Origin of the sequence: Kitasatospora sp. NPDC057692, from assembly GCF_042799475.1 — a bacterium.
In the GTDB taxonomy this organism is placed as follows: domain Bacteria; phylum Actinomycetota; class Actinomycetes; order Streptomycetales; family Streptomycetaceae; genus Kitasatospora.
Genome location: NZ_JBHVIV010000044.1, coordinates 1 through 8,464, shown reverse-complemented (window position 1 = coordinate 8,464; position 8,464 = coordinate 1). Strand labels below are relative to the sequence as shown.

6 protein-coding genes and 1 pseudogene are annotated in these 8,464 nt (G+C 75.7%); 2 read left to right on the top strand and 5 right to left on the bottom strand.

All coding sequences use genetic code 11. The features are described from left to right. Both ACFVFS_RS23530 and ACFVFS_RS23525 read right to left on the bottom strand, forming a co-directional pair. Nucleotides 1-636 (bottom strand): annotated as a pseudogene (locus ACFVFS_RS23530) (hypothetical protein); the annotation flags it as partial. A 113-nt stretch (nt 637-749) separates the two neighbouring features. Beyond that, entirely contained in the window at nt 750-1,628 is an 879-nt protein-coding gene (locus ACFVFS_RS23525; protein WP_380626582.1) for an alpha/beta fold hydrolase, read from the bottom strand. Between the two features lie 109 nt (nt 1,629-1,737). Here ACFVFS_RS23525 and ACFVFS_RS23520 point away from each other — a divergent pair, with 109 nt between their 5' ends. After that, nucleotides 1,738-3,675, top strand: a complete 1,938-nt coding sequence (locus ACFVFS_RS23520) for a BTAD domain-containing putative transcriptional regulator (protein WP_380626581.1) — start codon at nt 1,738-1,740, stop codon at nt 3,673-3,675. Between the two features lie 102 nt (nt 3,676-3,777). On the opposite strand, the gene ACFVFS_RS23515 is transcribed toward ACFVFS_RS23520, so the two are convergent. Together ACFVFS_RS23515 and ACFVFS_RS23510 are read right to left on the bottom strand one after the other, a co-directional pair. Next, complete coding sequence (locus tag ACFVFS_RS23515; RefSeq protein WP_380626580.1) at nt 3,778-4,689, bottom strand: glycoside hydrolase family 19 protein; 912 nt, start codon at nt 4,687-4,689, stop codon at nt 3,778-3,780. A 268-nt stretch (nt 4,690-4,957) separates the two neighbouring features. Next, nucleotides 4,958-5,488 (bottom strand): MarR family winged helix-turn-helix transcriptional regulator, encoded by a 531-nt coding sequence (locus tag ACFVFS_RS23510; protein WP_380626579.1) that lies wholly within the window; start codon nt 5,486-5,488, stop codon nt 4,958-4,960. Nucleotides 5,489-5,585: 97 nt separating this feature from the next. Between ACFVFS_RS23510 and ACFVFS_RS23505 the strand changes: the two genes are divergently transcribed. Beyond that, nucleotides 5,586-6,896 carry an SgcJ/EcaC family oxidoreductase gene (locus ACFVFS_RS23505; RefSeq protein ID WP_380626578.1) on the top strand — a complete coding sequence of 437 codons (1,311 nt, stop codon included), beginning with the start codon at nt 5,586-5,588 and terminating at the stop codon, nt 6,894-6,896. A 207-nt stretch (nt 6,897-7,103) separates the two neighbouring features. On the opposite strand, the gene ACFVFS_RS23500 is transcribed toward ACFVFS_RS23505, so the two are convergent. Then, the gene (locus tag ACFVFS_RS23500) at nt 7,104-8,189 is read right to left on the bottom strand and encodes a hypothetical protein (protein WP_380626577.1); all 1,086 of its coding nucleotides are present in this window, start codon (nt 8,187-8,189) and stop codon (nt 7,104-7,106) included. Nucleotides 8,190-8,464: the final 275 nt, after the last annotated feature.

Below are 8,464 nucleotides of genomic sequence, written 5' to 3'. Positions count from 1 at the left end.
TTCTTGAGCACCAACGCGCTTTTTGATCTGCCGTCCCTGCGGCTGGGGGGGGTGGTCGTGGCCCCGGGCCCCCCGCCCCCCCCCCCCCACCGCCCGAGCCCAGTCGAACCGCTCCTGGCTCTCCGGCCTGGCGATGTGGAACATCGATGCGAACCAGTCGTCGTGCTCGGGATCGGCATGGACCAGGGCGCGGGCCATCAGCTCGTCCGGCGTGCGGTGGACGCCGAGCCTCGCCTCCAGGTCGGTGATGACCGCCCGGTGGGCCGGAGGCGGCGCGCACCCGTCGCCGGTCCCGGCCTCCAGGGCCGCCCGCGCCACCCGCAGCGCGCGGCGGTGCGGACTGTCGGCCCGCAGCGGGTCGCGATCGGGCGACAGCAGGGCGTCCAGGACCCAGTAGGAACCGTTCCCGGCGGCCCAGGTGACCGGGTCGACGCCGCCGGCCCAGGAGCGGGTCGGGTCGACGCCCCGCACAACCAGGCGGTCGACGACTTCGTGGCGCCCGGCGTACGCGGCGGCGGCCAGCAGGGCGAGGCCGTCGTCACCCGCGAGTCCGTCGCCCGTCGCCTCGTCGAGGAACTCGAAGACCGTGATGTCGTCACCGCGCTCGATGGCGGCCAGCAGGGAAGGCAGGTGCACCGACCGATCATCCCCGCCACCCGGGCACCCGGGCCAGCGGTTTTCCGTCCGCACCCGGGCGGGGACCCGCACGGGCGCGGACGCGCGTACCGCGCGGCCCGGAACGGACGCCCTCAGCGGGCCAGCAGGCTCCGGATCGCCGCCGTGATCTCGTCGGGTGCCTCCTCGGCCATGAAGTGCCCGGCCCGGGTCAGCCGGTGGTCCAGGTCGGGTGCCCAGGCCTGCCACACCGCGGCGGCGTCGTAGCCCAGCCGTGCGCCCCAGTCCTGCTGGACGACCGTCACGGGCATGGCGAGCTGCGACCCGGCGTCCAGGTCCGCCCGGTCGTGCGTGACGTCGATGCCCGCCGAGGCCCGGTAGTCCGCGACGATCGACGTCACGGCCGCGCCGCTCGCCCGCAGGTACTCGGCGCGCACCTCCGGCGGCACGGCGGCGGGGTCGCCGGCCCAGGCGTCGAGGAAGGAGCCGAAGAACGCGTCGGCGCTGGCCGTGATCATCGTCTCCGGCAGGCCCGGCGGCTGTGCCATCAGGTAGAGGTGGTAGCCGACGGCCGCCGAGGTGCCGTGCAGGACGTCCCACATGTCGAGCGTCGGCACGACGTCGAGGATGCCCAGGTGGGTGACGCTCTCGGGGTGGTCCAGCCCCGCCCGGAAGGCGACCAGGGCGCCCCGGTCGTGCCCGACGAGGGCGAAGCGCTCGTGACCGAGCGCCGCCGCCAGGGCCACGACGTCGGCGGCCATGGCGCGCTTGGCGTACACCTCGGGGCCGGTGGCGGCCGGCTTGTCGCTGGCGCCGTAGCCCCGCAGGTCGGGGCAGACGACCGTGTGCTCCTCGGCGAGCCGCGCGGCGACGTGCCGCCACATCAGGTGGGTCTGCGGGAAGCCGTGCAGCAGCACGACCGGGCTGCCGGCGCCGCCGACGGCGGCGGCCAGCTCCACACCGTCCGCACCGGGCAGGCGGACGTGGTCGAAGCCGGGGATGGCGGGCGTCATGAGGGTCTTCCTCTCGGGTCGGGGACTTGCCGGACCAGCCTGGGCGACGGCGATCAGCAACCGATCAGTGCGATTGGGCGCAGCCGGTCCCGGCGCGGAGGATGGGGGCATGCGAATCGACGTACTCGGTGCCGTGCGGGCCCTGCGCGACGACGGCGGCCCGATCGACCTGGGCGGGCCGCGGCACCGTGAGGTGCTCGCCCGGCTCGTCGCCGCCGAAGGGCGGATGGTCACCACCGACACCCTCGTCGACGACCTGTGGACCGACCCGCCGGCCCGCGCCGTGGGCGCCCTGCGCACCTTCGTCGCCGCGCTGCGCCGCGCCCTCGAACCCGACCGGCCGCCGCGCACGCCGCCACGCGTCCTGGTGACCGAGGGACCCGGCTACGCGCTGCGCCTGCCGCGCGAGGACGTGGACGTCCACCGGTTCCAGGACGCCCTGGCCCTGGCCCGGCGCGACCCCGGTGCGGTGGGCGGTCTCGACGCGGCCCTCGCCTCCTGGCGCGGCCCCGCCTACGCCGACGTGCCCGCCTCCCCGTGGGCGCGGCGCGAACGGGCCCTGCTGGAGGAACGGCGACTGGAGGCGGTGGAGCTGCGCGCCGGGATCCTCCTCGACCGCGGGGAGGGGGCCGACCTCGCCGCCGAACTGGGCGCCCACGTCGCCGAGCATCCGTGGCGCGAGCCCGCCTGGGGACTGCTCGCCCGGGCGCTGTACCGCGCGGGCCGCCGGGCCGATGCGCTGGACACCCTGCGGCGCGCCCGGGCGATGCTCGTGGGCCGCCTCGGGCTGGACCCCGGTACCGGACTGCAGCGCCTGGAGACGGACATCCTCAACGGGTCCGCGCCCCTGGAGGGCTCCGGCCTCGTGTGGAGCGGCCCCGGTGTCCGGCTGGGCCCGCGCACCACCGTGGACCTGGCCCGCACCCTCGCCCTGGCGGGCGGCGACGCCCTCGTCCGCTCGCGGCGCGAGCGCCTGGCCGCCGTCCGGGCGGCCGAGCGCACCGGGGACCCCCGGCTGACCGCCCGCGTCATCGGCGCCTACGACGTGCCCGCCCTGTGGAGCCGGGCCGACGACCCCGAGCAGTCCCGCGCCGTCGTCGAGGCCGCCGAACGCACGCTCGCCGCGCTCGGTCCCGACGGCCCCGCCGAGCTGCGCGCCCGGCTGCTGGCCACGATCGCCGTCGAGAGCCGCAGCGCCGACCTGTCCGGGCCCGACCTGGAGCGCGCGCGGCGGGCCGCGCGCGGGGCCGAGGAACTGGCACGCGACCTGGCCGATCCCGCGCTGCTGGCGTTCGCCCTCAACGGAGTGTTCCTGCAGACCTTCGCCCGGCCCGGGCTCGCACCGGCGCGCGATGCGATCGGCGCCGAGATCCTCGACCTGGCCACCCGCCACGGCCTGCCGAACTTCGCCGTACTCGGCCACCTCGTGCGCCTGCAGTGCGCCTCGGCCCTCGGCGACCTCGATGCCGCGGCCTCGCACGCCGGGGCCGCCGAACGGCTCGCCGCCACCACGGAAGCGCCCCTGGTCCCCGTCCTGACCGGGTGGCTGCGGGCCCGCGTCGCGGCCGAGCACAGCACGCGGCCCGGCGGGCCGAGCGCCGCCGCGGCCGCGGAGCAGTACCGGGCCTCCGAGGACGCCCTGCGGACGGCCGGGATGCCGGGGCTGCACCGCGGCCTGTTCCCGCTCGCCCTCCTGGGGCTGCGCCTCCTCCACGACCGGCCCGCGCCCGCCGACCCGCGCCTCGACTGGGGCCCGTACCGGCCCTGGGCACTGCCCCTGGTGCTCCTCGCCCAGGACCGGGTCGAGGAGGCCCGCACCGCCCTCGTCGCGTCACCCGAGCCCGCGCACGACCACCTGCAGGAGGCCATGTGGTGCCTGACCGCCCGCGCCGCCGTGCGCCTCGGCGAGCGCGGAATCGCCGCGCGCGCCGCGGCCGCCCTCCGCGAGGCCCGCGCGGAACACGCGGGCGCCGCCTGCGGAATGCTGACCCTCGGTCCGGTGGCCCGCTACCTGGCGGAGGCGACGGCGTGTGCCGGGGCGGGATGAGCGACGGAGGGCCCGCACACGACCGGCCACCTGCGAGACGGCCGACGCGGTCGCGGGCCGGGCGGGAGCGCCCGGTCCGCGACCTCGGTGTTCCGCGGAGGATCAGCAGGAGACGCCGGAACCGGTCGGCGCGCCGAGCAGCTGTGTGAACGCCTTGTACCGGGTGACGCGGCTCTCGACCTGCCGCGGGTTCCTGCCGTCGCACTCCAGTGCGCCGTTGATCGAGCGGATCGACTGCCCGAAGCCGGCGCCGCTGACCATGGCGTCGTGCCCGGTGATCGGGCCCGGCCCGTTCTGGGTGTTCCAGTACCACAGGGCGGTCATCATGGCGACGGCCGGATCGTTCTCCACCAGCCAGGGGTTGTTCAGCAGGTCGATGCCGAGGAAGTCGCCCACCCGCTTGTAGTTGTAGTTCCAGCTCAGCTGGATGGGGCCGCGCCCGTAGTACGCCGCCTGGCCGGCCGGGCAGCCGTAGGGCTGGTCGGCGTCGCAGTAGTGCGGGTAGTTCGCCTCGTTGACCTCCTTGATGTAGTACAGCCCGGCGGTCTCGTGGCTGATGTTCGCGAGGAAGGCCGCGGCCTCCTGCTTGCGCATCGTGGCGTCACCGGTGTGCGCGAAGGCGGGGAAGGCCTTCATCGCGTCCACCAGGCCCTGGTAGGTGTAGGCGGGATTCCGGTTCGGGAACATCCGGTCGAACTGGGCCTCGCTCACCACGAAGCTGTTCGGGTACGGGTTGCCGCCGGTTCCGCAGGTGTACGGGGCCCAGTAGTACGTGCTCACCGTGGGGTTGTAGCCGGGATTGTCGCGCTGGGCGACATAGACCTGTCCGTCTGCGTACCGGACGATGTCGCGGGCCTGGTAGTTGGCGCCCTGCGACCAGCCGGGCGCTATCGCGCATTCGTCCGCCGGGGTGGGGGTGGCGGCGGAGGCGGTGGCGGGCACGAGCACCGCGGCGGCCAGCGAACCGGCCGCCATCAGGCCGGCCAGCAGCGCCTTCATGCGGGTTCTGAGCACGGGCTTCCCTTTCGTACATCGCGCGCACGCCGGACGGACCCGGTGGGGGCCGGGTCGGCCGACAGGCGCCGTGGGGGAGGATGTTGGCGCACACTGAACCGTTCCGCGTTCATCGCGGTCAAGGTCCGGCCCGACATGTTTTGCAGGCTGCAACAACCGTCGGATTCCGTTGAGTTGACTGACCCTCAGCAGTAACTTCCGACCTGGCGCGCGTTTTTCGAATCACCCGTGGACGACCTCACGCCGGGTCGGGCCTCCCCTGCCGCCGCTACCGCCCCTCGGGCTCCCCGGCGGAATCGCCGAGGGTGAGCAGCACGCGGCGCAGCAGGCCGGCGAGCTGGTCGCGCTCGGCGGCGGTGAGCCCGGCGAGCTGGCGCTCCTCCCCGGAGAGGTGGTGTTCGACCAGGCGGTTGGTGAGCTCCTTGCCGCTGTCGGTCAGGGAGATCAGCACGCGGCGGCGGTGGGCGGGGTCGACGGCGCGGTCGACCAGGCCCTTCTCCACCAGGTGGTCGATGCGGTTGGTGAGCGCCGCGGAGCTGACCATGGCGGCCGAGCTGAGCTCGCCGGCGGTGAGGACGTGCGGCGGGCCGGAGCGCAGCAGGGTGGCCAGGACGTCGAACTCCCACGGTTCGACGCCCTGGACGGCCAGGTTCTCCTTGATCCCGCGCTCCAGCAGGCGGGAGGCCCTGGAGAGGCGGCCGATCACGGCCATGGGAGAGGCGTCCAGGTCGGGGCGGACCGCGCGCCACTGCGCGGTGATGCGGTCGACGCCGTCGTGCTGGGGCTGCTGTTCCGTCATGCCCGCGAGTCTAACATTTCGACGTGGAACTGTTTGACATCGCCGATCATCGAGAGCTATAGTTTCGATATCGAAATGTTCGACATGGGGGTATGTCATGAAGGTCTTGCTCACCGGCGCCACCGGCTACATCGGATCCGTCCTCACCGAGCACCTCACCGCCGCCGGCCACCAGGTCGTCGCACTCGTCCGCGGCGCCGAGCCCAGGCCCGGCCGGGCCTGGCACGCCCAGCTCGCCGGCGACACCGCCGACCCGGCCTCCCTCGCCGGCGCCGTGACCCCGGACATCGAGGCCGTGATCCACCTGGCTCCCCCGAGCGGCGACGCGGACGTCGACACCGCCGCCGTCGAGGCGCTGGCCACCCCGCTGCGCGGCACCGGCCGCCCGTTCGTCTACACCAGCGGCGTCTGGGTGCTCGGCGCCACCGGCGAGGCCCAGGAGGTCGGCGAGGACGCGCCCACCCGTCCGATCGGCATCGTCGGCTACCGCCCGCAGATCGAGCAGCGGGTGCTGGCCGAGGCCGCCGAGGGCGTGCGCGCGGTCGTCGTGCGCCCCGGCATCGTGTACGGGCGCGGCGGCGGCATCCCCGCCATCCTCGTCGACCGGGCCCGCCGACAGGAGGTGCCCGAGTACTACGGCGAGGAGGACGTGCGCTGGCCCGTCGTCCACGTGGACGACCTGGCCGAACTGTTCGTGGCCGCCGTCGAGCGCGCCGAGGCCGGCACCGTCTGGCACGGCGTCGGCGAGTCGGCCGTCCCGGTCCGCGACCTCGCCCGGGCCGCCGGCCGCGCGGCCGGCGTGCTCGCCGCCCCGCACGCGGTGCCGGTGGAGCAGGCCGCCGACGTCTTCGGCCCGCTGTTCGCGGACGCGCTCGCCCTCGACCAGAGCGTCAGCGGTGCCGCCGCCCGCACCGCCCTCGGCTGGCGGCCCGAGCGGCCGGGCCCGGTGGCCGAGCTGGTGTCCGGCTCGTACCGCCCGGTCGAGGTGTTCGGCGCCCTCGACGGCCCGGACACCGACGCCGAGGTGGCCGCGATCCGCCGCCTCGTCGCCGAGGTCGAACACGCCCAGCAGAACGAGCTGGTGGACGACTTCCTGGGCCTCTTCCGCAAGGAGGACCCGGTGTGGACCACCGGCCACGGCAAGCGGCTGTCGGGCTTCGAGGAGATCGCGGACTTCACCCGGCGGGTGCTGCCCGGCGCGACGGCCGAGTCCACCGCCGTCTACGACGTCGAGCGCGTCCTGTTCCTGCGGCCCGACGTCGCCGCGGTGAACGTCCGCCAGCAGCCGGTCCGCCACGACGGCACCCGGATCACCGACCGGCCCGAGGGCCGCCCGTTCTACATCCTCGTCAAGGAGGACGGCGCCTGGCGCGTCGGAGCCGCCCAGAACACCGTCGCGGTCGACTGACCTCGCGGCGGGACGGGGTCCGGGGAGTGCGTCGCTCCCCCGGACCCACCGGGTGTGCGGGCCCGCACGGGGGTCGGGTCCGCACACCCCGCCGGATCCTGACGCAGCGGTCCCGGCGACGGTCCTCCACCGCACGGCCCTCCTGCGCGCGGTCCCGGGAGCGGCCGCGGACGCGTCGTGCCGCCTCCCGTCCCGGGTGCCCGGCAGTCAGTTCGGGAGGATGTGCAGCCTGGCGGTGTCCCCCGTGGTCCCGCTGAGGTAGAGGGCGTCGCCGTCGGGGCCGACGGCGAGGCCGGTCACCTTCCGCTCCGGGGACGGCAGGGTCTCGTCGGCGACGTCCTCGCCGGTGGTGGTGTCGTAGGCGTGCAGCAGCGGCTGGTCGGGGTCGTCCTCGACCGCGTAGAAGCGGCTGCCGTCGGAGGCGGACCGCGGGAGGCCGACGACGGTGTCGGGCGCCGTCAGGGTGATCCTGCGCACCACCGCGTCGGCGGCCGGGTCGACGAGGTCGCCCCGGCCGGACAGGCCGCCGTCCAGGGCGAGCAGCCGCCGCCCGTCGGGGGTGAACGCGAGGTCGTAGCCGGTCGACGCGACGGTGTCGGGCACGGTGCGCAGGACGACCGGTGCGCCGCCGGAGGCGTCCAGGTGCAGGAGGCCCGCACTGGTGCCGAGGTAGAGGTCCCCGGTCCCGGGGCGGATCGCCGGGGTCCCGGTGAGCCAGGCGCCCAGCGGGACGGACGCGGTGAAGGCCCGTTCGGCGGTGGAGAACGCCAGCAGCCTGGCGTCCCGCCGGCGCTTGTACTGCCACGGGCCGTCCTGGGCGACGTAGACGGTGGCACCGTCCGGGCTCACGGCGATGCCGCTCGGCGCGCCCGCGACCCAGCCGGCCGGGCGCGGCTGGTCCGGCGCCGCGGTGGTGGACAGGACCGTCAGCGTGGCGGTGTCGACCACGCTGAGGTCGGCGCCGTTGAGGACGTACAGGCGCGTGCCGTCCGCCGCGAGCGCCGAGCGGGGCCGGCCCTCGGCGGTTCCCAGGCCGACCTGTCCGCCGACCGCCCCGGTCCGGGTGTCGACCGCCTTGACCCGGATCCCCCGGGCCGCGTCCAGCACCACGACGTACGCCGTGCCGCCGTCCGGGGCGATGAGCGCGACCGGCTGCTCGGCTCCCACCGTGACGACGGTCCCGCCGTCCTCCAGGGGGGCGGCCTCGGCCAGCCCTCCGGTCAGACCGAGCGCGGCCACGGCGGTGAGCGCAGCCGCCCGGCGGACGGCCTTGGACAGAGCCCTCGTGGACATCGTTCCCCTCCCAGCGGCGTTGGCGATCCCCCAGGAGCAAACTAACCGGCCGGGCACGAACGCGACCGACGATTGGCATGTTTCCCTCAGAATTGCCCCGGGCGGGAGCGCGCAGGGCGGCGAGCGAGGTGTCGAGCGGGAACGCCGCCGCCCGGCCCCGGCTCCGGAACGCCCGCGGCCGTGGGCGGGGGGGCCCCGGGGGGCCCCCCCCCCCGGCGCCCGGGCGGGGCCGGGGGGGGGGCCGCCCGGGCCGGCGGCGGGGCCCGGGCCCCCGA

Bases quoted from the DNA above. Each gene is read 5' to 3' on its own strand.
- ACFVFS_RS23525 (WP_380626582.1), bottom strand. From the start codon at position 1,628: ATGACGCCCGCCATCCCCGGCTTCGACCACGTCCGCCTGCCCGGTGCG.
- ACFVFS_RS23520 (WP_380626581.1), top strand. From the start codon at position 1,738: ATGCGAATCGACGTACTCGGTGCCGTGCGGGCCCTGCGCGACGACGGC.
- ACFVFS_RS23505 (WP_380626578.1), top strand. From the start codon at position 5,586: ATGAAGGTCTTGCTCACCGGCGCCACCGGCTACATCGGATCCGTCCTC.
- ACFVFS_RS23500 (WP_380626577.1), bottom strand. From the start codon at position 8,189: ATGTCCACGAGGGCTCTGTCCAAGGCCGTCCGCCGGGCGGCTGCGCTC.
- ACFVFS_RS23510 (WP_380626579.1), bottom strand. From the start codon at position 5,488: ATGACGGAACAGCAGCCCCAGCACGACGGCGTCGACCGCATCACCGCG.